This window comes from Pirellulales bacterium (genome assembly GCA_036267355.1).
GTDB lineage: Bacteria > Planctomycetota > Planctomycetia > Pirellulales > DATAWG01 > DATAWG01.
Genome location: DATAWG010000004.1, coordinates 68,913 through 91,574, shown reverse-complemented (window position 1 = coordinate 91,574; position 22,662 = coordinate 68,913). Strand labels below are relative to the sequence as shown.

Sequence of the window (22,662 nt, the reverse complement as noted above, 5' to 3'; positions counted from 1 at the left end):
TTTCGCACTGCCAGGCGCTGTTGAAACGGATCGCCGAATGCAACGTCGGCGATCGTCCCGGCCGCATCGAGCCGCGCGAACTCAAACGACGTCGCCACGGCTACAAGCTCATGCAAGAGCCTCGCGAAAAGCTTCGCGCGCATCTCGCGCGACGCAACTAGCGATTGACAAATCGGTTACAATGCCGACAGTGCCATTCGTGTCAGGAACCGAATTAAGAATCGGTTCCTGACACCTTTTCCGCCTTTTTTCCGCCTTCTTTTCCGCGGCCTGGAATTTGTGCTCGTCTATCAGATTAAACCGTCGCCGAATCGGCTTGTTCCGAGAGGAGCGAAGAGCAAATGCTTGGTTAGTGGTTAGTTGTTAGTGGTTCGGACGCAAGCGTCCGCCACGCCTCCGCTGCCAATCACTGACCACTAGCCACGATCGCTTCCGTTCCGCGAGGCGAGGCCATAACATTGGACGCGCCGAGCGGCTAACGCCGGCATCGGGAAGCCCCGTGAAACGGGGCTAGGAATGACAACGCGTACACCTACCCAACTCCCTCACGACGCCAATTTGTCTGTCGGCGCGGCGGCGCGGCGGGATTGGAGCTGGGCGATTGTGAAGGCGATAAACTCGGGCGTGGGCCAGGCGTAGGGGCGGAATTTTTCCAGGCGGCCTTCTTCTTCGTTGTAGAAATACGCCAGGTTCGCGCCCAGCTTGCTTGCCGCTGGGCTGTCGATCAGGTTGCTCGAATCGGCGTTGCTCATCTGGAACAGCACCCGCAGATCGAATTCGCGGATGCCTTGCCGATCGACGGCCCGGTTCAGGTTATTCAGCGTGTCGCACCAGACGATCGTGTGGATGCCGACCGCGGGGCCTTCGCGCAAGATGTCGCAGAATTGCGCGCCCACGCTCGGCGGCCGTGGCTCGCCGCTGAACGAATGGCTCATGAAGTCGTCTTCGCGCCGCAAATCGCGGAATCGGGCCAGATCGTAGACGAACAAAAACAGCGCGGGAGCATCGTGCTTTTCCGACGTCTGGCGGCGCTGCAATTCCTCGGCAATCTCGGCGATGATCCCGTCCAACTCGCGCCGCCCACCGGCGCGGGCCCCATGGGGCAGCATGCCGGCCAGATTCGCCAGCGACCCCGACACGGTGCGCTCGGCCCGGCTGGCTTCGACGACATAGAACCTCGCGCTTGCAGAGGCGGGATGGCCGTTGGAATTTTCCGCGCCCGCCGGCGACAGTTGGGCCGCCAAGCTCAGCAAAGACGTGGCCATGATGCCGAGCGCCGCTTCATCGCGCTGGCCGATCAGCAGAAGATTGCAGCCATTTTGCGGTCGAAAGGGGGCGGCAGTCGGATCTTTGATCGCGATCGCTTCGCCAAGCCACGCTTGCGGGCCACCGGCGGGTGGTTCGCTCCAATTCGGCGCGTGGAGCAGTTCTTGCAAGCGCGGATTGCGGCTCACCACGGCCGGCACATTCCCCTCGAACACGATCTGCCAATTCCGCCAGCGCTCGGTTTGCCGATCGGCCACGGCGCGGATGCGCTTCAGATAATCTTCGCGCTTCTGGTCCGAGAGCCACACGACCTGGAACGGGTTGTTGCCTTCCATGCGGCCGTTGGCGTCGTTGTAGATCGCTTCGCCGGGGCGATTGAGCAGCCGGGCGGCCGAGTTTTCCTCGCTGAGAATCAAGTGCGCGTCGGTCTCGCTGCATTGCAGGGCGATGCGCACGGCCATTTGGCCGAGCGTGCTGCGCGCGAGGCTATAGGCTCCGCCGAGCGTTTGCGAACCCAAGAGCACATGGATCCCGAACGCACGGCCTTGCCGCACGAGCCGATCCATCAGCAGGCCCGAGTCTTGCGCGATCTTGTCGTCTTCGACGAACAGTTCGTGGAATTCGTCGATGATCAGCAGCACGCGCGGCATGGTCATGTCGGGCTTGGCTTTGCGGAAGCCGTTCAAATCCTGCACGCCCAGGGCCCGATACAAATCGCCGCGGCGCTTCAACTCGGCATCCAGCTTTTGCAACACGCTCAGCCCGAACTCGCGCTCGCTTTCGATCGCAATCACGCGGGCATGCGGCAGCTCTTGCGTGGCGTAGGTCTTGAACTCCACGCCTTTTTTGAAGTCGATCAGGTACAGTTCGATCTCGGCCGGGCTGAACGTGAGGGCGAGATTCGTGATCAATGCATGCAAGAGGGTCGATTTGCCCGAGCCCGTTTTGCCGGCCACGAGCACGTGTTGCGACGTGCCTTGGCCGAGCCGTAGATGTTGCAGCTTGGTGGCGCCGGCCCGGCCGAGCGGAACGTCGATTCCCTTGGCCGTGCTGCCGCTCCACCAGGCGTCTTCCTTGGGAGCGATGTATTCGAACGGCACCTCGACGCGCCGCGAGTCCTTGGCATTTTCGCCGACGAGCTGCACGATTTGCGTGAAGCGTTCGTCGGGCGGCGGCTGCTCGACCGCGAGCGGGAATTTCTCGAACTCGGGATCTTTCCAAACGAATTTGTCCCCCTGCCAAAGCAGATTCGTCGCGTGCCGCTGAATGTCTTTGATGTCGAACTTCATCGGCAGCGCTTGCGCCGAGTCGTAGGTCATCAGCACATGCACGCCGCAGCGGGCCCCGTGCGTCGCAATGCTCGCCAACCGCGCGGCCGCGGCCTCGGTGAAGCTGTTCGGGAAATCGGCCACGACAAGGATGCGAAACGCCTCGGCCACTTCGCCGGCGAATTCGTTGTAGTCGACGATCGTTTCGAAATCGTTCCGCAAATATTTCTGAATGACGATCTCCATCTGCTCGGTGAGATCGACAAGCCGGGCTTCGATGTCGGGCCGCTCGGTCCAGATGCGATTGGTGACCAAGATGTCGTCGAAATCGGCCAGATGCATGAACCCGGCGAAATTTTCACCGCGACCCACCGGATCGACGATCGTAAACCGCACCTTTCCCGGCGGCACGGTGGCCAGCAGCCGCAGCATTTCCGATTGCAATACTTGCACGCCGCGGGTCCGCCCTTCGCCGGTCGTTTCGATCAGCATCGAAGCGGTGCGCGGAAACGGCAGCAGGGCCGGCAAATGCAACACGTCGGGTCCGATGCCGTTCAGCCGCGGATCGGCCGACATGCCGCCGGGCACTTCGTCGAGCCGCACGTCGTATTGGCCGAATCGAAGCGTCGGGGGCGGGCTCGTCGGCGGTCGCCACGTTTTCCACGCCGGATCGTGCCACTCGGGAAACAGTTCGCGGCAACGCTCGTTCATCGCGTCGATCGAGCCGTAGATGCAGGCCATGCCATCGCGCCACGCGGCGGCCATCGCGTTCCAATCAGCTTCGTGCCGCGAGCGGGTTTCTTCCACCCGCCGCTCGTGCTCCGCTTGCGAGGTGATCTGGTCTTGCTCGAATTGCCGGCGCACCTGCGCGATCAGATCGGGATGTTTGGCGTGCGCTTCGGCGAGCAAACGATCGCGGCGCTCGACCAATTCTTTTTCGATGCGCTCGTAGTCGATATCGGTCTCGGTCAGGCGCCCATCGCGATCGGCGATGACTTGCGTCATGGTGGTGAAATGGCGTTCGGTGGCCTCGCGGATTTCGCGCTTGTGGCGTTCGGCCATTTTGGCCCGCTGGCTGTCGTAATACGCTTTGGCGTCGACGCGGCAGCGCTGCTGATAGCGCTCGGCGTCGGCCAGCGCTTGCCGCAGCGCGGTGCAAAGCGCGGTGGAATGGCTGCGAGCGCGTTGATAAAGGGTCAACAGCGTGCCCACGCCGCCCGCGACGGCCAAGGCCGCGCCGATTCCGAGCCAGCGCCAGATCGTGTCCGACGAAATTCCATGCACCAACACGGCCGACGTGACCATTGCCACCAGCAGAATGGCGACGCTTAAAATCTGCGGCCGAACGCCGATGAAAAACCGCGGCGCGATTTGGGCCCGCAAATCGTTCAAGCGGTTTTGCGCCGTTACGACGCACTCGGGCAACAGTGCGAACGGATCGCCGCCGGGATCGGTCGTGTCGGGCAGGGCCGTGTCGCGCCAGGCCACGCCCATGCGGCAAAGCTCGAGCCACTGCCACACCTGATCGACGATGGCGACCATCGCATCGCCGTGCGAATTCACTTTCGCTTCGACGCGATAAAACTGCTCCAGCAGCCCGGGGTGCGAGGCTTCGAACACCGTCGTGGCTTGCCACGTATCGAGTTCTTGTTGCTTGGTGGCGGCCTTTTCGGCAGCTTCGAAGTCGTCGAGGGCCTGTCGGCGGCGCGATTCGTGTTCGGCAGCCGCGGCGGCGTGAGCCGATTCGTAATCGGATTTCGGGCCGTCGACGGCTCGCTCGTATTGCTGCTGCGTGGAGCGGCCGTCGGCCTTGAAGCGATCGGCGATTTGCTGGCGGGTGCGGCGAAAATCTTCTTCGGCCGCCTTATTGCGGGCCACGAATTCCGCCTGCACGCGCACTTCGGCAGCCTGCCGCTCGGCGGCGAGCCGATAGAGTTCGGCGATCAGCGTGCGCTCGACTTCGGACGACAACGGTTGGGTCATACCAGCCGGCCTAAGGGCCTCATGGCGAGGCGAATGAATTCTTCTGTTCCGTTTCCCAAACGCCGAATCAACTGCCCTGCACTTGCCATAAGGCGGCGGAGCCGCAACCAAAGTAGCCGGCACACTCCGTGTGCCGTCTGCGCCGTTCTGTGCGTTTCGCGCCGCGTTGCGCCGACGGCACACGGAGTGTGCCTACTACGTTAGGAGCGCTTCGCCGCTCCTCGCAACGCCACGTACTCAACTACATTCGCGCTGCGCTCGGTCCAGCGTCTCGGCCAAACGGCTGACCGCGTCGAACGTCATTCGTACGAGCGGTTCCAGTTCGACGAGGTGCTCCTCTTCGAATCGACGCGCAGCGATGTCGCGCCACTGTTCCTGTGTTTCGGTCCAATGCAACCGCAAATCTTTCATCGCCCCCGCCAATTTGGCCGCTCCCGATACCAGATCGCCGACGATCATGGGCGCGCCTCCGTGTCCCCGGCGGCCGGTTCGGCCGAGGGGCGAGGGGCGAGGGACGAGGGGCGAGGAAGAGCAGCCGCGTCGCCGGAGTCGGCCACCGTCGCAGCCGATGAATGGCCGTTCGGTTGCGACTCCAGCTCGGCGGCGGCAGGCGGTTGCTCGGGCTCGTCAAGCGGTTGCGCCATGCTCGCGGAATCGTTGGCGTCGTCGGGCTGATTCAACGCGCCGGGCCGAACCATCGCCGATTCGCTCATCGGCCGCGGCGCGGTGGTGTGTACATAGCGATCGAGCGTGTCGAGAATTCGCTTCAGCGTGAGCATCGATTTGGGGATATCGCCTTCCAGGGCCGCATTGAATTGCACGATCCGGCCGGCGTATTCGTTGAGTTCGTGCTGCATAGCCCGAGTCCAACGGCGGACGGCTTCGGCCTTTTGCTCGGCGTTTTTCAAGCGCTCCTGGGCCCGCTGCAGGTTCTTGCGTTCGTCGACGCACGAGGGCGTGTAGTTATCCATGCTTTTGAAGCTGATGCAGCGGTGCAAATCGTCTTTGGCCCGATTGACGGCGTCGCCGGCACGGCGGATCTCGTGTTTCCAATGTTCGGCCCGATCGATGCGCACCCAATCGACGGCGCGGCGAATCTCGAGATCGATCATCACCAGGGCCTGCTTCGACTCTTCGATGTAGTTGGCCAGCGCGACTTGAAACGCTTCGATGGCCGCGACCGAACCGACTTGGGCGCCTTGAGTCGACATCGGTTCACCGCTGTTGGAGATATTCTTCGGCGCGTTCGGCTTTGCGCACCAGATACGGCACGTACATCGTCGTCGATTCGGCGAAGCGGCGGAGCACTTGCATCTGCTGCTCGAAATCCTCCGAAAACTTTTTATGCTCCTGATCGCGCCATGTGCCGCCGAGGGCGGCCAATTGGCGCTGGATCATTGACATTTGATTGAGCAGTTCGCCGGAGAATTGTTTGAGCTGTTGAGCAAAGCGGCGCACTTCGCCTGGATCGACAATTGCTTGAGGCATGAGGAGAACTCGATTGGAAAAGGATCGCTCGACTTCCCGCGGCCCGCAGTTCGCCGAAGGGTTGGCGAGTTGCCACGCGTGTTGGCGGCGCTTCCTGGCGAACGCTTCCGGCTGGTGTGGCTGATTCGTCGCAAGCGACGGGCTAGGCAAGCTTTATCATAACCGAAGCGAGGGGCTGCGGCGAGTAGCGGCGGCAGGCGCTAGAGCACCCGAGCATTTGCCGCTACAGCATAATTGGCCCGCGGGGGGCTTCGCCGTTTTCGTCGCGGCGTTCCCATTGGCGGCGGACTTCGCCGAGGCCGTACACGCACAGCTCGAAGTCGTGGCTCAAACGTTCTAGCAGAGCGTTTTCTTTTTTCGCGTCATTATCGCGGGCCGGAAGCGTGCTGGCGATGTAATAGGCCCGTTTGCCATGCTCGCAATAGTCCAAGAAGAAATCTTTTTGCGGGCCGCGTTGCAAATGCGATAGGGCCTCTGGATAGACGCCCGACCAGAAGAGCGTGAAATCGCCGATATGGCGATGAACTTGCCGCTTGGCCTCGCCGACTCGGGCGTCGGCTTCCACCAGCATATCGGCCACGGCATCGAGCCTCCGCCCCGATGGATTGCGCACGGCGAAGATCGTGTCGGTTCGGAAGAAACGGGCAAGCAGTTGGCCCAGATATTCCACCAGCGGTGGGTCGGCAACGCCCAAACGCGTTTGGAAGGCATACTCGGTCAGGCCGGAAAAGAAATGCCGCAATTCCTCGCTAGAAACGGGTTTGACTGGATGCATGGCGACCGAAGCCCTTTTTTGGGGCAGGGGAAAATCGGTGGCCGGCAAGGGTAGCGACTTTTGCTCAGCCGCTCCAGATCAAGCCGGCCAATTTCAATAATAGCCGGCAGATTTCGCCAGTCAACGCAGACCGCCCCGGCCGCCAATCGTGAGGCGTGGCCGCTGAGTGAACCAAGAGCGAGAGGGCCGCAGCACCGCCCCCTCGATGATGGAGTCGCGGGCTAAGACCCAGCCGAAAAATAACGTCACAGTGCGGCGGAGCCGCAACCAAAGTAGGAGGCATTCTCCGAATGCCGTTGGCGCTGGGAAACGCAATCCAATTCAAAAAGAGTTGGAAGGCTGGACGACCGTGGCGGCCCGACTTACGTGGTGGACGGCAAAACGAGTGTGTGCCTATTGGGTCCGATCAATCCGGAACGAAACTTTCCTCGATCGTCGCCTCGCGCACTTGCTTCGTGCTGAATTCGTACGTTCGGATCTTGATCTGGACGCCCCGGATGGGAACCGGATAGGGGGGCGAAGTAAGGCGCTCGTTCGGGCTATCGACGCCGCCGGAAGCGCCAGAACCGATACTATCCATGCCATCGAACGCTTGGTTCGACGAGATTGGAGTTCCCGAGTTTGCCGCATTGTAGAGCCAAGCCTCGTAGCCGGCCGGCCATGTGTCGTAAGTTGCCGAACCTTGCATCGGAAACTGCGTCTGCGAATTCATTTGGACCGGCGTGCCGGACGGGGCCAGATACGATTTCTGCCCCGCGCCGTAATAGCCCAATGCAAAATAAGGCGCAGACACGCCCGACGGATTCGTATACGCGGTCGTCGGCAGCCCGGCGCCCCAATTCAAGTCTACATACGCGCCATACACGCCATTGCCGATCTTCGTGCCGCTGCCGTAACCGGGATCGCTTGGCACCAGCGGATTGCCATTGGCATCCTGCAACACCTGGGCCCAGGGGTCCCACACTTTCACGTCAAAGCTCAATACGTTTGTCAGCACGACGTCTTCGCCATAGCGCAGGTTTGGATCGGTCGCGGGCGTCGAGGGGAACGGCTGCACTTGGCTAATCACGACCGGGAAGGGCGAACTCCCCGACCCAAACGAGCTGTTGCCCCACAGGTTACTGTTGCTGCACGACGGAGGGTAGAAATGTGCAAACCGATTTTCTCGATACGACAGATCGGCCAAGGAATTCAGCACCATGTTCATGCTCTGCCAGCCGGCGCCAACCGTAGTGCCATCGGGATGGGCAGAAATGTCGGAGAGCGGCACCCAAGCGCTTGGAGCGACATTGGTGTCGTAATAATTACCCGCAGTGATGACGGCCGGACTGCCGGTGGCGACGGTCGTTCCGATCCCCGGCAGCACCAACAACTGTCGGCGATAGAGCGTATAGGTCGGCGGAACTGTCGGAGTGAAGCCGGTCGATGGCGGCGTCAGCGAAGTTGGTTGCAGGAACCACGCCACTTCGGCCACTTGCGATTCGATGTTGATCGCTTGGTTCGACGTGGTAACGGCTCGACCGGTGAACGGAGCGCCGCTACTGCGCGTGGTAAAGAACAGGCCGTCCTTCGTGTAGCCGGTGAGGGTTGCTCCGTTGGTTGTCGAGGAGGTCGTCGGCGAGACGTTTTTGTCCCAACTGGTCGACGGCCCCTTGACGAGCTCGAAATAACCGCTGGCGTCTTCCGCGCGGTTCCAGCTTCGCATATCGACGGTGGCGCCGCGAATATCAGTGCGCAAGCGGTTGAGAACCGATCGAAGGCGATCGTTGGCTTCGATGTTGGATCGGCCGTTGGTGATCTGGCCCCCGACGGTGCCGAATAGCTGCACGGTCGCACCCATTACGATCAGGCTGATCACCGTGGCGGCGAGAAGCTCGACGACCGTCAGACCGCGGCGCGATCGCGCGCGCGGCGAGCGGCGAAAGCGGAATGGAAAAAGGAGCGCGGGCATGAGATGCCTTTCCGTCGGGGGAAACCCCAGTTATGCCCCGACCGCTCGATTCGTCGTTTTGGCCCGCGTCGAGTTGCGGCGGTCGTTTAGGTATCATTGCACAGCGCGGAATCGCGGTTGTCAAGTGAGGCGGGGCTGCATAAGGCCGGCCGACGCTAGGTTCGCCAAGTTCGCTTTTTGGCTGGTGGAAGCGGTCCGGCTGCACGATCAGCCACCTTTTACAAGGATTTTACTCGGCGTATGCGCATGGATGACATTCGCTTGTCGAGAAATCGCTAGAATTTCGACGACTAAAGAAAGGTCCGGCCCGCGAATTCGGTTTGCCGTAGCGCATCCAATCGCCGGACAAATTTTTCGATTCATCAGGACAGAGAACCCCATGGCCACCCACGTCAGCGATCTCGATACGATTCCGTCTCCTCGTTCTCCATTAGCGGCATCTCCGGCATTACTCACCCGGAGCGAAGGGGCCCATTGCAGCGTTACGGAAGAAACCTCCGCTTCGGCCGCAGCCGCTTCCACCACGTCTGTCGTGGCCGGCGATTCCGACAACGATAGCCCTTGGGCCAACGGTCTCGACTGGACCGTCGTGACCTGGATGGCCTTGGTGCATATTATGGCGCTCGGCGCTCCGCTGTTTTTCACCTGGAAGGCACTGGCGTTGGCGGCGGTGTTGAGTTGGGCTTGCGGCGGCCTGGGCATTTGCCTCTGCTTCCACCGCCTGTTGACTCATGGCAGCTTTCAAACGTATCGACCGCTGAAATGGTTGCTAGCGCTGATCGGCACATTCTCTGGCGAAGGCTCGGCGCTCACCTGGGTGGCCAACCACCGCAAGCATCATGCCTTTAGCGACAAGCCCGGCGATCCGCATTCGCCGCACGACGGACCGTGGTGGAGCCATATGCTTTGGTTCACGCCCTATTTCGGGCAGGATTGGCAAAAGAACCTAACGGCCAAATATTGCCCCGATCTGCTGAAAGACCCAGTGCTGCGAGTCTTGCACATGTTTTTTCTGCCGCTGCAGATCGGCCTCGGCCTTGCCTTGTTCGCGGTCGGCTATTTGGGATGGGATGCATACACGGCTTGGTCGTTCGTATTTTGGGGCGTGTTTGTGCGAATGGTGTACGTATGGCATGTCACTTGGTTTGTCAATTCGGCGTCGCACATGTGGGGTTATCGCAACTACGAGACCAGCGACGACAGCCGAAATCTGTGGTGGGTCGGCCTCCTGGCCTTTGGCGAAGGGTGGCACAATAACCATCACGCATTCCAGCGGATGGCCAAGCACGGACATCGCTGGTGGGAAATCGACGTCACTTACTGGGCGATCTGTGCCATGGAAAAGATCGGGCTAGTCTGGAACGTCGTCCACAAAGTGCCGGCTTACCAAAAGCCCGAGTAGTGCGAGCGGTGCCGGCGCACGGTGTGTAGGTCAGGCTTTCCAGCCTGACATGCGTTGGACGTGCCGGAGCACCAAACAGCGGCAGTCAGGCTAGAAAGCCTGGCCTACGGGGTCATGAGCATTTCGCTTGACGACGTTTTGGCCGCTCGCAGCCGGATTGCCGGCGGGGTGGCTTTGTCGCCGTGTCCGGAATCGATTCAGCTTTCGGAACTATGCGGCGCGCGCATTTTCTGCAAGCTCGATTATCTGCAGCGCACCGGCAGCTTCAAGGAACGCGGTGCTCGCAACGCTCTGCTGCTCTTGGACGACCATCAGCGGCAGCGCGGCGTCATTGCCGCATCGGCCGGCAACCATGCCCTGGGGCTGGCCTATCACGGCAAGCTGCTCTCGATCGGCGTGACCGTGGTCATGCCGAAGTTTGCGCCGCTCATTAAGCTCGCCACCTGCCGGCGGCTAGGGGCGAATGTCGTGCTGCATGGCGAGACATTCCGCGAGGCGGTCGAGCATGCCCATGCGCTCGAGCGCGAGCGCGGCCTGAGCTACATCCACGGCTTCGACAATCCGGCAATCATCGCGGGGCAGGGAACGCTTGGGCTCGAAATCCTCGACCAGGTGCCCGACGTCGAGACGATCGTATTGCCGATCGGCGGCGGCGGATTGGCTGCGGGCGTCGCGGTGGCCGTGAAAGCGCTGCGCCCGGCGGTGCAAATCTTCGGCGTCGAACCAGAGCAAATGCCGACGTTCAGCGCTGCCCTGGCAGCCGGTCATCCGGTCGATATTCCTCTGCGGCCGACGTTGGCCGACGGCCTGGCCGTTGGCCGGGTCGGCGAACGAGCGTTTGCCTTGGCTGCGCCGTTGATCGAACGGGTTGTAACGGTCGGCGAAGAACAATTTTCGCTGGCAATTCTGCGGCTGGCGGAACTGGAAAAAAGCGTCGTCGAGGGTGCGGGCGGAGCGGCGCTGGCCGCGTGCCTCGCGGGAAAATTGCCCGAACTCGCTGGCCGCCGCACCGTGCTGGTGCTCACCGGCGGAAATATCGACCTGGCCGTGCTCGGCCGGGTGATCGAGCATGGCTTGGTGGTCGATGGCCGGCTGTGCCGATTCACGGTCACGATCAGCGATCGGCCTGGTGGATTGGCGCGGCTGGCGGAGCAAATTGCCGCCGCCGGAGCGAGCGTCAAGGAGATTGCGCACGACCGCGCTTTTTGCGGGCCGGATGTCTCGGCGGTGAGCGTTCTCTGCACCGTGGAAACCGCCGATCGCCAGCACATCGTCGAACTCTATCGCCAGCTTCGAAAAGCCGGCTTCGAGCCGACCGCCGCATCATGAATCGAGCGCCATGCGGTGCAGATGCAGGTCGGCCACTAGCGGCAAATGGTCTGACGCGCTGCGCGCCAACCGCGAGCGCACGAACCGCGCATGCCGCACGTTCACGCCCCCGCGAACAAACAATTTATCCAGGGAGCCGAGCGGCAGCCACGCCGGAAAACTTCGAAACCGCGAAATCGGTGCGGTGATCAGCCGGAAGCCGCTCAGGCCCAGCAATCCGCCGGCAAGCGTGTTGCGCCAGTCGTTGGTATCGCCAATGAGCAACGTCGGCAAATGCGCCGACGCTTGAAATAGATGATGCCCCAGCAAATGTTCGATTTGCCAATGGCGCTCGCGCTCGTTGAGCCCTAAGTGCACGTGGACCACATGCAGCGGGCCCTCGGGCGTTTCGACGACGGCGAGCTGCCCGCCGCGCGGCTTCTTCCGATTTAGCCGCAGAGAAATCTGATGCCGGCTGGTCAGCTTCCACCGCGAAAGAAGCAAATTGCCATACGCGCCGGCTCGAAGGTGAACGTTCGGCTGAAACAAATGTCCGGCCGCTTTGAAGTAATCGGCCAGAATTCGCGGCTGATCGTCGAACTTCGAGCGTGCGACGTGCCGATCGACCTCTTGGAGGAGAATTAAATCGGGATTTTCGGTCTCGATAACATCCAAAATCCGCTCGAGCCGATATCGCCGATCCCGGCCGCCGATCCCCTTGTGCATGTTGTAGCTGAGGACGCGCATCGCGGGAAGGGTGAGGGTGAGGGGCAGAAGGCGATGGACGAAGAGCGGCAGGCTAATCGCTTGCGGTTTCGCGCGTCGGCGCTCGGCGAAGCGCTATCGCGCGGCCAGCGCGTCGGCCACGATGGCGCGGGTCTTCGCCAGCGCCGTCCGCGCCACCGTTTGCGGGTCTTGCTGCCAATAGGTCGGATTGAAAAGCTCGATCGATAGCGTGCCGCGGAAACCGGCGTCGCGCAGGTCGCGAAAAATCGTCGCCAAGGGGGCCACGCCGTCGCCAGGAAACACGCGGTCGGAATCCTTGATCGCCGCGCGTGGCGGGTTGGCGGGATAATCGTTGGTGTGGATCACGTGCACTGCCTGTCCGCTCAAAAGCCGCAGGCCGGCAAATGGCGAACCACCTTTGTAAAGATGGTAGATGTCGGGCAGGATGCAGGCTTTTGGATGTCCGGTGTTTAGAGCCACTTCGGCGGCGTCGCTGAGGCGCGTGAGCGTTTTCGAGAATCCCCAGACTTCAACTTCCGGAACCACGCCGATCTGATCCCCCAATTCCAGCAGCTTGCGATATCGATCGGAGATCTTTTGCGAATCGATTTGCGGCCCATTCGTCGCGCCGATGGGGGGCGCCGCCATCCGCAGGCCACCGATTTCGGCCACCATGGCCATGTTTCTGCGGGCCTGCTCCAATCCCTTGGCCCGCCGGGCGTCGTCGTCGACGATCCATTCGGGAAATGCGATCGAGCTCTCGACGGCCAGCCCGAGGTCGCGAACCTGCTTGCCGAGATCTTTGAGCGAGCCTCCGCGGCGCACGTGGTCTTCGAGTTCGCTGATCCAAGGTTCGATCGCCTGGAAACCGGCTTTAGCGACCACTTCGACAAGCTGCGCGATCGGCAATTTCTGTCCGCGAAGCGTGCTCGTGTTCATGCCGAAGCGAAAGGGATTCGCCTCGCTTGAAGCGGCAACCGGCGAACCGACGCCGGCCCCTTGGGCACTCGCCTGCGGCAACACGGCCACAGGCGCTGCCAACGCACAAGCAGCCGCCGAGATCCCCGCGCGGGAAAGAATCGCGCGGCGGGAAATGTGATCTTTGTGTGGCTTGTCGGGCCGGCCGTTACCGTTTGTTTGCATGAGGACACATAAATCGATGGAGATGGAACGGGAATCGAACGAACGTGCGAATCGGCGAGCTTCCGAGGCGGGCAAGCGGGACAGTTGATGCTATGGATCGACCGTCGCGACAACATCAATCAGGCGGGTAATGCGATTATTTCAGCGAACTTGCCGAGGGTCTTGGCGCCTCGCTTGAAAGCGGAGGGCAGGGAGCGGCCAAATATCCGCCGACCAGCGCGCACGGGACGACGATCGCCAGATCGATCGCGGCCAATCCAAGCGGCCAAGGATTCCCCAACAGCAGCCATGTCATGCATTTCAACACGATTGTTCCGCCGGCTGCCGAAAATGCATGCGCCGTCTGACGCCGACAGGCAGCCACCCGCACCGCCGCATAGCCACCCGCCACGGCGGTGATCCATTCGGCAGCGACCACAAAACCGCGGAACGCGATGCCGTGTTCCAAAGTTGCACGCATTGTCTCCGGCGAAAGGCCTTGCAAGTTCATTCCGACGACGGCCGCGACGCCGATCAACGTCGTCATGACCACCGCGCCGCCGGCCCCGACGGCCGATCCCTGGAGGATCGCGGAAGCGGACATAGCGCGGTGGGCGGCGTCGTCGCCGGTCCAAGTCGCCGTGGGCACGATTTTCGGTCGCCGTTGCATCGGCACAGTATGATCGGAGGGCGTGGCAACGTCAAAAGGGGACGCGAGGGAGCGATCGGAGGTTTGGGCGGCTATCCAGAGAAGGCTGCGTTCGCGGACGCCAGGTGGCGAGATTGCCGACAGCCTTCGCTGGGCTTGCAGCGAAGTGGAAGAATTCGGGACGGTCCGCTAGGATGGCGGGCTGCGCGTCGCGCCGGTGGTCACGCCGCGATGGGCATTCGCTTCGACCACTTCGACCAATTGCCGAATATCCAGTGGCTTTGCAAGATAGTCGTCCATTCCGGCGGCAAGACATCGATCCCGGTCGGCCGGCAGCGCATGAGCCGTGAGGGCCACGATCGGCATTTGCCCGCCCTGCGGCAACGCTCGGATCGCCGCCGTGGCCTCGAACCCGTCCATGTCGGGCATTTGCAAATCCATTAGCACCAAGTCGAACGGATGTTGCGACGCGAGCTCGACGGCTTGAATGCCATTCTTGGCGACTTCGACTTCATGTCCGCGCCGTTTGAGCACGTGAACCACAAGCATCTGGTTGGCCGGCAAATCTTCGACGAGCAGCACGCGCAATTTGCCGGACGGCGAATCGGCCGCGGAGGCCGATTTGGTTGGACGATCGTAATCCGGTTTTGTGGCTGTGTCCTTCCCAGCAGCCCCTTTCGCCTCCGGTTCGTGCTGTGCGGTCGGCGGAAGATCGCGGCTCGATTCGACGGATTGCGCGGCGGCAGGCTGGCCATTGGGCGCAGCCGATTGTGGTTCGTGGCGGATGGGCACGACAAAGAAAAACGTGCTTCCTTTTCCCAACTCGCTGTGCAAATCGAGCCTTCCGCCCATGGCGCGGATCAAATCGGAGGCGATTGAGAGGCCCAATCCGGTCCCGCCATGCTGCCGGGTGGTTGATGAATCCACCTGAGCGAACGGCGCGAACACGTGCTGCTGATCCGTCGCCGAAATGCCGATCCCCGTATCGACGACGGCAAAGCGGAGATTCGCTTCCTCGGGCGTGTCGGATTCAAGGCCGATTTCGATCGTGACCGTGCCTTGGTGCGTGAATTTTACCGCGTTCGAGAGCAGATTCATCAGCACCTGCCGCAGCCGTAGCGAATCGCCGAGGAATCGATTGGGCACCTCCGGCGCGATACTGGCCGAGAGCTGCAGACCTTTTTCCGAGGCGCGATAGTCGAACGTCTGGACCAGTTCGAAAATGATTTCTCGCAGGCCGAACGGAATGCTCCGCAAATCGAATTTGCCCGAGCGATATTTCGAGAAATCCAGAATATCGTTCAACAAATCCAACAGCAGCCGGGCATTCGACTTCACCATTCCGAGATATTTGTCCACCAGCGGGGGCAACGGCTCTTCCAGCGCCAGATCGGTCATGCCGATAATGGCGTTCATCGGAGTGCGCAACTCGTGGCTGACATTGGCGAGGAATTCATCTTTGGCGCGGTTGGCCCTTTCGGCGGCAACGCGAGCGGCGCGTTCCTCGACCAGTGCGATATGCTCGGCGGCCTGCCGCTTGACTTGCAGCGTCATGCGATAGAGATCGACGAATACCGACACTTTGGCCCGCAGAATTTCGGGCACCACCGGCGTCAGCACGAAATCGACGGCTCCGAGCTGGTAACCGCGCACCGCGAAGCGATCGTCGGGGAAGGCGGTGAGAAAGATGATCGGCGTGTGCTCGCTGCTTTTCCGCTGGCGGATCAAGGCCGCGGTTTCGAAACCATCGAGCTCCGGCATGTTTACATCGAGCAAGATGACCGCGAATTCCTGGTGCAGCAGTTGGCGCAGCGCGTCGGTTCCCGAGCGAACGGAGACCAGCGGCTGTTGCAATTCTTCAAGAACGGCGCCGATCGCCAAAAGCTTGTCCGGCACATCGTCGACCAGCAGAATCGGGGCCTTATCGAGAGCGGGCATGCATCACTCCGTCAACCACGCATTCAACGCCGAGAGCATCTGATCCGGATCGACTGGTTTGGAAAGGTAGTCCCAGGCTCCTGCTTCGATGCATTTATCGCGGTCCCCTTTCATGGCCTTGGCCGTTACGGCGATGATTGGCAGCCGCTTGAAGCGGCTAATTTGCCGGATCGCACGGATTGTATCAATCCCGTCCATTTCCGGCATCATGATGTCCATTAGCACGATGTCGACGTCGGTAGCGGCTTGCAGCAGATTGATCGCATCGCGGCCCGTTTCGGCCGAAACCGTGACGATATCATACCGTTCGAGCACGCTGGTGAGGGCGAAAATATTGCGAATGTCGTCGTCGACGATCAACACCTTTTTCCGGGCCAATTTTGGCGCCGGATTGCACGCGTCTTGCACCATGTTGCGATGCAATTCGGGCAGCTTCGCAACCGGTCGGCACAGCGCGAATGCCACTTGGTCTACCACGCCGGGAAGCGAGTCGACGTGCCGCATGTTAAACTCTTGCGCCAAACGCTTCCAGCGATCGGCTTCGTCGGCCGGCAAATCGGGGCGCGTGTGCAAGATCATCGTCAGGCCACCCAACGCCGACTGCTCGGCCGAAGCAATTTCCGCCGCCAGCGTGGCCAATCGCATATCGGGAAGCTGCGGTGTCAGCACGACGCAATCCACCGCGCGGTTATGCACGATGTCGAGCACCGCAGCGCCGCTCGCCGCGACGACGATTTTCACCTCGGCCGCATCGAGCGGGGCCAGCAATTCCACGAGTTCTTCCGCGCGTTTCTGATCCGGTTCAACGACCAGCACGAGGCGTTCGGAGCGGTTGACGAATTCGAGAATCTGCTCGAGAAATTGATCGAGCCGCTGCGCGGTCTGGATCGGCTTGGGCAAGAAACCTTGCGCCCCGAGTTGCAAACCCCGTTCGGGATGATCGACCGTCGACACGACGAACACCGGAATATGCCGCACGGAGAGGTCGTGCTTGAGCCGCTTGAGCACGCGCCAACCGTCGATATCCGGAAGGGAAATATCGAGGATCACGGCATGCGGCGAATACTCGCAAACCAAGGCCATTGCCGTCGCCCCGGCAGCCGTGATGAGCCCCTTGAATCCGGCCTGACGTGCCCGCTCGAGCACGAACTTGGAAAACTGCACATCGTTGTCGACGATCAGAAGCACGGTGTCGCCGGTTTGGATCGACCGGCGATCGTCGATGATGTTTTCCGCGGCCGCGGACGGATCTTCTGCCGGCGGCGCCGCAGCCGCGAGGTTGAATCCTGCGACATTGAACCCTGCGGGTGGCATCGCGGTCGCGGGCCGAGCGGTTTCGCTGCGCGGCGCATCGCTACGTAGCGGCTCGCCGCGGTTCGCTGGACCGGCCGTCTCGTGGCTTGCGCCGGCCGGAGCCGCCGGCTGGGCAGGACTGTTGCGGGCCGCGTCGGCTCGCCGGGCCGACGCGCGGCGCACGGTTTTTTGCGGCGCGAAGCTTTGCGGCAAATACAGCGTGAAGGTGCTTCCGACGGTCGGCACGCTGACCAACCCGATCTCGCCACCAAGCAGCCGGGCGATTTCGCGGCTGATGGCCAATCCCAAACCGGTGCCGCCGTATTTCCGGCTCGTGCTGCCATCGGCCTGTTGGAATGCCTCGAAAATGATTTGCTGCTTCTCGACCGGGATGCCGATGCCCGTGTCGCGGACGGAGAAGGCCAGCACGCAATCCGCTGCATTCAAGCTTTCGTTGTCGGGATGCCATCCTTCTTGCGCTTCCTGCACGTTCAAACACACCTCGCCGTGATGGGTGAATTTGAACGCGTTCGAAAGCAGATTCTTGATGACTTGTTGCAAGCGCTTGCTGTCGGTCGTCAGGCTGCGCGGCAGGTTCGGATCGAGCGCGACGCTGAAATCGACCTCCTTCGATTCGGCAACGTGGCGGAACGTGCGATCGACATAGCTATACAAATCGGCGAACCGCAGCTCACCAATATCGAGCACCACGGTGCCCGATTCGATCTTCGACAGATCGAGAATATCGTTGATGAGCATCAGCAGGTCGTTGCCCGAGGAGTGGATCGTCTTGGCATATTCGGTTTGCTTCGAGGTCAGATTGCCGTCGGGATTTTTGGAGAGTTGATCGGAAAGGATCAGCAGGCTATTGAGCGGCGTGCGCAGCTCGTGCGACATGTTCGCCAGAAATTCCGATTTGTATTTCGAAGTGAGCGCCAGTTGTTCGGCCTTTTCTTCCAGCGCTTGCCGGGCTTGCTCGACTTCGGCGTTTTTCTGCTCGACCTCGACGTTCTGATGCGCCAATAGCCGCGCCTTTTCCTGAAGCTGATCGTTGGTTTGCTGCAATTCTTCCTGCCGGCTTTGCAACTCTTTGGCCAGCGATTGCGATTGCGTGAGCAGATCTTCGGTGCGCATGTTGGCTTCGATCGTGTTGAGCACGATGCCGATGCTTTCGGTCAACTGATCGAGAAATGCCTGATGCGTCGGATTGAATCGCTCGAACGAGGCCAATTCCAAAACGGCCTTCACTTGCCCTTCGAACACGATCGGCAGCACGATGATATTCACCGGCGCCGCGCCCCCCAGGCCGGACGAAATCCGCACATATTCGGCCGGCACATTCGAGAGCAGAATTTTTTGCTTTTCCATCGCGCATTGGCCGACCAAGCCTTGGCCGATCGCCAGTTGCTTGCCGACTTCGGTCGGCTCTTCGCAGGCGTAGCTGGCCAGGAGCCTGAGACGATGCGCCTCGCCGCCGCTATCGTAGGTGTAGAACACGGCCCGCTGGGCGGTGACAACCGGGGCGAGCTCGGAAAGGATCAACCGACCGACGGTGAGCAGGTCCTTTTGCCCCTGCAACATGCGGCTGAACTTGGCGAGGTTCGTTTTGAGCCAATCCTGTTCGGCATTCTTGAGCGTCGTGTCCTTCAGGTTCACGATCATCTCGTTGATGTTGTCCTTGAGTGCCGCGACTTCACCTTGAGCCTCGACCTTGATCGACCGCGTGAGATCCCCCTTGGTGACCGCCGTGGCCACTTCAGCGATGGCCCGCACCTGCGTCGTGAGATTGGCGGCGAGCTGATTGACGTTGTCGGTGAGATCTTTCCACGTGCCGGCGGCGCCGGGGACACTCGCCTGGCCGCCCAATTTCCCTTCGACGCCGACTTCGCGGGCCACGGTGGTCACCTGGTCGGCAAACGTGGCCAGTGTGTCGATCATGCCGTTGATCGTGTCGGCCAAGGCGGCGATTTCGCCCTTCGCTTCCACGGTCAGCTTTTGGTTCAAGTCGCCGTTGGCCACGGCCGTAACCACGCGGGCGATGCCGCGCACCTGACTCGTCAGATTGCCGGCCATGAAGTTGACATTGTCGGTGAGATCCTTCCAAGTGCCCGACACGCCCTTCACTTGTGCCTGCCCGCCGAGCTTTCCTTCCGTGCCGACTTCGCGGGCCACGCGGGTCACTTCCGCCGCGAACGAGCGGAGCTGATCGACCATCGTGTTGATCGTGTTTTTCAGCTCGAGAATTTCGCCGCGCACATCGACCGTGATCTTCTTCGACAAGTCGCCGTTGGCCACGGCCGTGGTCACTTCGGCGATGTTGCGCACCTGAGCGGTGAGATTGCCGCCCATGGAGTTCACGCTGTCGGTCAAATCGCGCCAGGTGCCTTCGACGCCGCGCACGTCGGCCTGCCCGCCGAGCTTTCCTTCCGTGCCGACTTCGCGGGCCACGCGGGTCACTTCCGCCGCGAACGAGCGGAGCTGATCGACCATCGTGTTGATCGTGTTTTTCAATTCCAGAATTTCGCCGCGCACGTCGACCGTGATCTTCTTCGACAAGTCGCCGCGGGCGACGGCCGTCGTCACATCCGCGATGTTGCGCACCTGGCCGGTGAGATTGCTGGCCATGAAGTTGACGCTATCGGTGAGGTCTTTCCACGTGCCGGCGACATCTTTCACGTCGGCCTGCCCGCCGAGTTTTCCTTCGGTGCCGACTTCGCGGGCCACGCGGGTCACTTCCGCGGCGAACGAACTGAGCTGATCGACCATCGTGTTGATCGTGTTTTTCAATTCGAGAATTTCGCCCTTTACGTCGACCGTAATTTTCTTGGCCAGATTGCCGCTGGCGACGGCTTTGGTCACCTCGGCGATATTGCGGACTTGGGCCGTGAGATTGCCGGCCATGAAATTCACGCTATCGGTGAGGTCTTTCCAGGTGCCGGCGACGTCGCGCACTTCGGCCTGCCCGCCCAGCTTTCCTTCGGTGCCGACTTCGCGGGCCACGCGCGTCACTTCCGAAGCGAAGGCCCGGAGCTGATCGACCATCGTGTTGATCGTGTTTTTCAATTCGAGAATTTCGCCGCGCACGTCGACTTCGATCTTCTTCGACAAGTCGCCGTTGGCCACGGCCGTGGTCACTTCGGCGATATTGCGCACTTGGGCCGTGAGATTGCTGGCCATGAAGTTGACGCTGTCGGTAAGGTCTTTCCAGGTGCCGGCGACGCCTTTCACGTCGGCCTGCCCGCCGAGCTTGCCTTCCGTGCCGACTTCGCGGGCCACGCGCGTCACTTCCGCGGCAAACGAACTGAGTTGATCGACCATCGTATTGATCGTGTTCTTCAACTCGAGAATTTCGCCTTTCACGTCGACCGTGATTTTCTTCGACAAGTCGCCCGTGGCGACCGCCGTGGTGACCGCCGCGATGTTGCGCACCTGGGCCGTGAGATTGCTGGCCATGAAGTTGACGCTGTCGGTGAGGTCTTTCCACGTGCCGGCGACGCCCTTCACGTCGGCCTGCCCGCCAAGCTTCCCTTCCGTGCCGACTTCGCGAGACACGCGCGTCACTTCCGCGGCGAACGAGCTGAGCTGATCGACCATTGTGTTGATCGTGTTCTTCAACTCGAGAATTTCGCCTTTCACGTCGACCGTGATTTTCTTCGACAAGTCGCCGGTGGCCACGGCCGTCGTTACTGCGGCGATATTGCGCACTTGGGCCGTGAGATTGCCGGCCATGAAATTCACGCTGTCGGTGAGATCTTTCCACGTGCCCGATGCGCCTTCGACGCGTGCCTGCCCGCCGAGCTTGCCTTCGGTGCCGACTTCGCGGGCCACGCGCGTCACTTCGGAGGCGAAGGAGCGAAGTTGATCGACCATCGTGTTGATCGTGTCTTTCAGTTCGAGAAATTCGCCGCGCACGTCGACGGTGATTTTCTTCGACAAGTCGCCGGTGGCCACGGCCGTGGTCACTTCGGCGATGTTGCGCACTTGGGCGGTTAGGTTGCCGGCCATCGAATTGACGCTGTCGGTGAGATCTTTCCACGTGCCGGCGACGCCTTTTACCGCTGCCTGCCCGCCGAGCTTCCCATCGGTGCCAACCTCGCGGGCCACGCGCGTCACTTCGGAGGCGAAAGAGCCAAGTTGATCGACCATCCGGTTCACGGTTTCGGCCGTGCGCAAAAATTCGCCTTCCAGCGGGCGGCCGTCGAGATCGAGGGCCATCGACTGAGAAAGATCCCCCTTTGCCACGGCGCCGATCACGCGGGCCATTTCGCTCGTCGGATGCACCAAGTCGCTGATCAGCGCATTCACCGAGTCGATCGAGGCAAACCACGAACCCGATAGACCGCTGACGGCCGCGCGCTGCTTGATCTTTCCTTCCTTGCCGACGACGCGACTGATGCGGTCGAGCTCGTTGGTCATCCCTTCGAGATGGTCCATCACTTCGTTGAAGATGTCGCCGACCTTGCCGCTCAGCCCGACCCACGTGGTGGGCAAGCGAGTCGAGAAATCTCCTTTCCGCAGTGCCGTTAGAGCGCCGATCAGAGTTTTAATGTCAAGTTCTTCGGAACCATTGGAGCCGCCATTCGATCCGCTTGGAAGCGACAACGATTCTGGAGCGATGGACATGCGGGATTCCCTTGATGGGTAGTGCTAAACGAAAGAGGATTCGAAGGCGGAAATCTCGGGCCACCGGAAGCGGAGACGTGGGACCGCTTTAGGACAGGCTTGGAAGCTGAATGGAGGCACCAATATAAACCCAAGATCCACGTGGGCAAGTTTTGGTCTCTAAACGACCAGACTGGTCGTTCACCGGCCGCTAGCGGCAGGCCACCCCATCTCTTGCCAACGATAGTTGCTTGCAAGAACCTCAACTCAGGCCCTGCTCGGTCCGAGAAGCTCCTCGATCGCCGGTATCAATTCGCCGCTCGACGGCGGCTTAGACAAGACTCGCTCGATCCCCGCGTCAATCGCGGGAAAAACAGTGTTCAAATTGGCATACGCCGTTAGAAAGATGCCCAACAGTTCGGGTTGTAGCTCCCGAGCTTTTTGAAAAACCTCGACCCCGTCCATTCCTGGCATTTGATAGTCGAGAACTGCAAGAAGGTAGTGATTTTGCGCTACCAGATCGAGCGCCGACTTGCCGTCATCGGCAACGTCGACCGTGTAGCCGCGGTCCTTCAAGATGGAGGCGACGACGCGGCTGACGCTCCGATCGTCATCGACCACCAACACCCTGATTTCCGCCATCATTTTTTCCTTTTCTCTCGCATCAGGCAGCGAATTTCAAGGATGTTTACGACATAAACCGAGTCCTGATACGCAAATCTTGGACCGGTCCGGCCAGCTCGAAAGAATGGCATCCTAACACGTCGAAAGTCTACCTCACTGGTGCTTTGTAGCCGGCCAGCCGGCGCAAGAAAAAAGGGCTGGCTTCTGGCCGCCGGAAATTTGGCTCATGAGGAACCAAATTTGACTCCGGACGCGCCAGAAGACAAC

The 22,662-nt window shown here is 61.1% G+C and carries 15 protein-coding genes; 3 read left to right on the top strand and 12 right to left on the bottom strand.

Annotation, left to right across the window (positions count from 1 at the left end):
- Positions 1-161 (top strand): IS4 family transposase (locus VHX65_01055; protein ID HEX3997121.1); only part of this gene is annotated, 161 nt, incomplete at its 5' end.
- Between the two features lie 384 nt (positions 162-545).
- Here the strand turns inward: VHX65_01055 and VHX65_01050 are convergent.
- The 6 genes from VHX65_01050 to VHX65_01025 form a co-directional block, all read right to left on the bottom strand.
- The gene (locus tag VHX65_01050) at positions 546-4,517 is read right to left on the bottom strand and encodes an FtsK/SpoIIIE domain-containing protein (GenBank protein HEX3997120.1); all 3,972 of its coding nucleotides are present in this window, start codon (positions 4,515-4,517) and stop codon (positions 546-548) included.
- Between the two features lie 237 nt (positions 4,518-4,754).
- Entirely contained in the window at positions 4,755-4,976 is a 222-nt protein-coding gene (locus VHX65_01045; GenBank protein HEX3997119.1) for a hypothetical protein, read from the bottom strand.
- Positions 4,973-5,728 (bottom strand): hypothetical protein, encoded by a 756-nt coding sequence (locus VHX65_01040; GenBank protein ID HEX3997118.1) that lies wholly within the window; start codon positions 5,726-5,728, stop codon positions 4,973-4,975. Before VHX65_01040 ends, VHX65_01045 begins: the two co-directional genes overlap by 4 nt.
- 4 nt (positions 5,729-5,732) lie before the next feature.
- Positions 5,733-6,005, bottom strand: a complete 273-nt coding sequence (locus tag VHX65_01035) for a WXG100 family type VII secretion target (GenBank protein ID HEX3997117.1) — start codon at positions 6,003-6,005, stop codon at positions 5,733-5,735.
- A 223-nt stretch (positions 6,006-6,228) separates the two neighbouring features.
- Complete coding sequence (locus VHX65_01030; GenBank protein HEX3997116.1) at positions 6,229-6,780, bottom strand: hypothetical protein; 552 nt, start codon at positions 6,778-6,780, stop codon at positions 6,229-6,231.
- Between the two features lie 406 nt (positions 6,781-7,186).
- A complete protein-coding gene (locus VHX65_01025; GenBank protein HEX3997115.1) occupies positions 7,187-8,731 on the bottom strand; it encodes a hypothetical protein in 1,545 nt (514 codons plus the stop codon).
- 379 nt (positions 8,732-9,110) lie between these two features.
- On the opposite strand from VHX65_01025, the gene VHX65_01020 reads away from it, so the two are divergent.
- Positions 9,111-10,133, top strand: coding sequence for a fatty acid desaturase (locus VHX65_01020; protein ID HEX3997114.1), 1,023 nt, complete (start codon positions 9,111-9,113; stop codon positions 10,131-10,133).
- 114 nt (positions 10,134-10,247) lie between these two features.
- Complete coding sequence (gene ilvA, locus VHX65_01015) at positions 10,248-11,462, top strand: threonine ammonia-lyase (protein ID HEX3997113.1); 1,215 nt, start codon at positions 10,248-10,250, stop codon at positions 11,460-11,462.
- Here ilvA and VHX65_01010 read toward each other — a convergent pair.
- The 6 genes from VHX65_01010 to VHX65_00985 form a co-directional block, all read right to left on the bottom strand.
- Complete coding sequence (locus VHX65_01010) at positions 11,457-12,188, bottom strand: endonuclease/exonuclease/phosphatase family protein (GenBank protein ID HEX3997112.1); 732 nt, start codon at positions 12,186-12,188, stop codon at positions 11,457-11,459. The genes ilvA and VHX65_01010 overlap by 6 nt on opposite strands.
- A gap of 93 nt (positions 12,189-12,281) precedes the next feature.
- Entirely contained in the window at positions 12,282-13,310 is a 1,029-nt protein-coding gene (locus tag VHX65_01005) for a sugar phosphate isomerase/epimerase family protein (GenBank protein ID HEX3997111.1), read from the bottom strand.
- Between the two features lie 136 nt (positions 13,311-13,446).
- Complete coding sequence (locus VHX65_01000; GenBank protein HEX3997110.1) at positions 13,447-13,959, bottom strand: hypothetical protein; 513 nt, start codon at positions 13,957-13,959, stop codon at positions 13,447-13,449.
- 168 nt (positions 13,960-14,127) lie between these two features.
- On the bottom strand, positions 14,128-15,876 hold the full coding sequence (locus VHX65_00995) for a response regulator (protein ID HEX3997109.1): 1,749 nt from the start codon (positions 15,874-15,876) through the stop codon (positions 14,128-14,130).
- Between the two features lie 3 nt (positions 15,877-15,879).
- Complete coding sequence (locus VHX65_00990; protein HEX3997108.1) at positions 15,880-21,792, bottom strand: HAMP domain-containing protein; 5,913 nt, start codon at positions 21,790-21,792, stop codon at positions 15,880-15,882.
- 246 nt (positions 21,793-22,038) lie between these two features.
- Complete coding sequence (locus VHX65_00985; GenBank protein ID HEX3997107.1) at positions 22,039-22,413, bottom strand: response regulator; 375 nt, start codon at positions 22,411-22,413, stop codon at positions 22,039-22,041.
- Positions 22,414-22,662: the final 249 nt, after the last annotated feature.

Excerpts from the sequence above, each read along its gene's own strand:
- VHX65_01050 (HEX3997120.1), bottom strand. The coding sequence starts at position 4,517 with ATGACCCAACCGTTGTCGTCCGAAGTCGAGCGCACGCTGATCGCCGAA.
- VHX65_01045 (HEX3997119.1), bottom strand. The coding sequence starts at position 4,976 with ATGATCGTCGGCGATCTGGTATCGGGAGCGGCCAAATTGGCGGGGGCG.
- VHX65_01040 (HEX3997118.1), bottom strand. The coding sequence starts at position 5,728 with ATGTCGACTCAAGGCGCCCAAGTCGGTTCGGTCGCGGCCATCGAAGCG.
- VHX65_01035 (HEX3997117.1), bottom strand. The coding sequence starts at position 6,005 with ATGCCTCAAGCAATTGTCGATCCAGGCGAAGTGCGCCGCTTTGCTCAA.
- VHX65_01030 (HEX3997116.1), bottom strand. The coding sequence starts at position 6,780 with ATGCATCCAGTCAAACCCGTTTCTAGCGAGGAATTGCGGCATTTCTTT.
- VHX65_01025 (HEX3997115.1), bottom strand. The coding sequence starts at position 8,731 with ATGCCCGCGCTCCTTTTTCCATTCCGCTTTCGCCGCTCGCCGCGCGCG.
- VHX65_01020 (HEX3997114.1), top strand. The coding sequence starts at position 9,111 with ATGGCCACCCACGTCAGCGATCTCGATACGATTCCGTCTCCTCGTTCT.
- ilvA (HEX3997113.1), top strand. The coding sequence starts at position 10,248 with ATGAGCATTTCGCTTGACGACGTTTTGGCCGCTCGCAGCCGGATTGCC.
- VHX65_01010 (HEX3997112.1), bottom strand. The coding sequence starts at position 12,188 with ATGCGCGTCCTCAGCTACAACATGCACAAGGGGATCGGCGGCCGGGAT.
- VHX65_01005 (HEX3997111.1), bottom strand. The coding sequence starts at position 13,310 with ATGCAAACAAACGGTAACGGCCGGCCCGACAAGCCACACAAAGATCAC.
- VHX65_01000 (HEX3997110.1), bottom strand. The coding sequence starts at position 13,959 with ATGCAACGGCGACCGAAAATCGTGCCCACGGCGACTTGGACCGGCGAC.
- VHX65_00995 (HEX3997109.1), bottom strand. The coding sequence starts at position 15,876 with ATGCCCGCTCTCGATAAGGCCCCGATTCTGCTGGTCGACGATGTGCCG.
- VHX65_00990 (HEX3997108.1), bottom strand. The coding sequence starts at position 21,792 with ATGTCCATCGCTCCAGAATCGTTGTCGCTTCCAAGCGGATCGAATGGC.
- VHX65_00985 (HEX3997107.1), bottom strand. The coding sequence starts at position 22,413 with ATGGCGGAAATCAGGGTGTTGGTGGTCGATGACGATCGGAGCGTCAGC.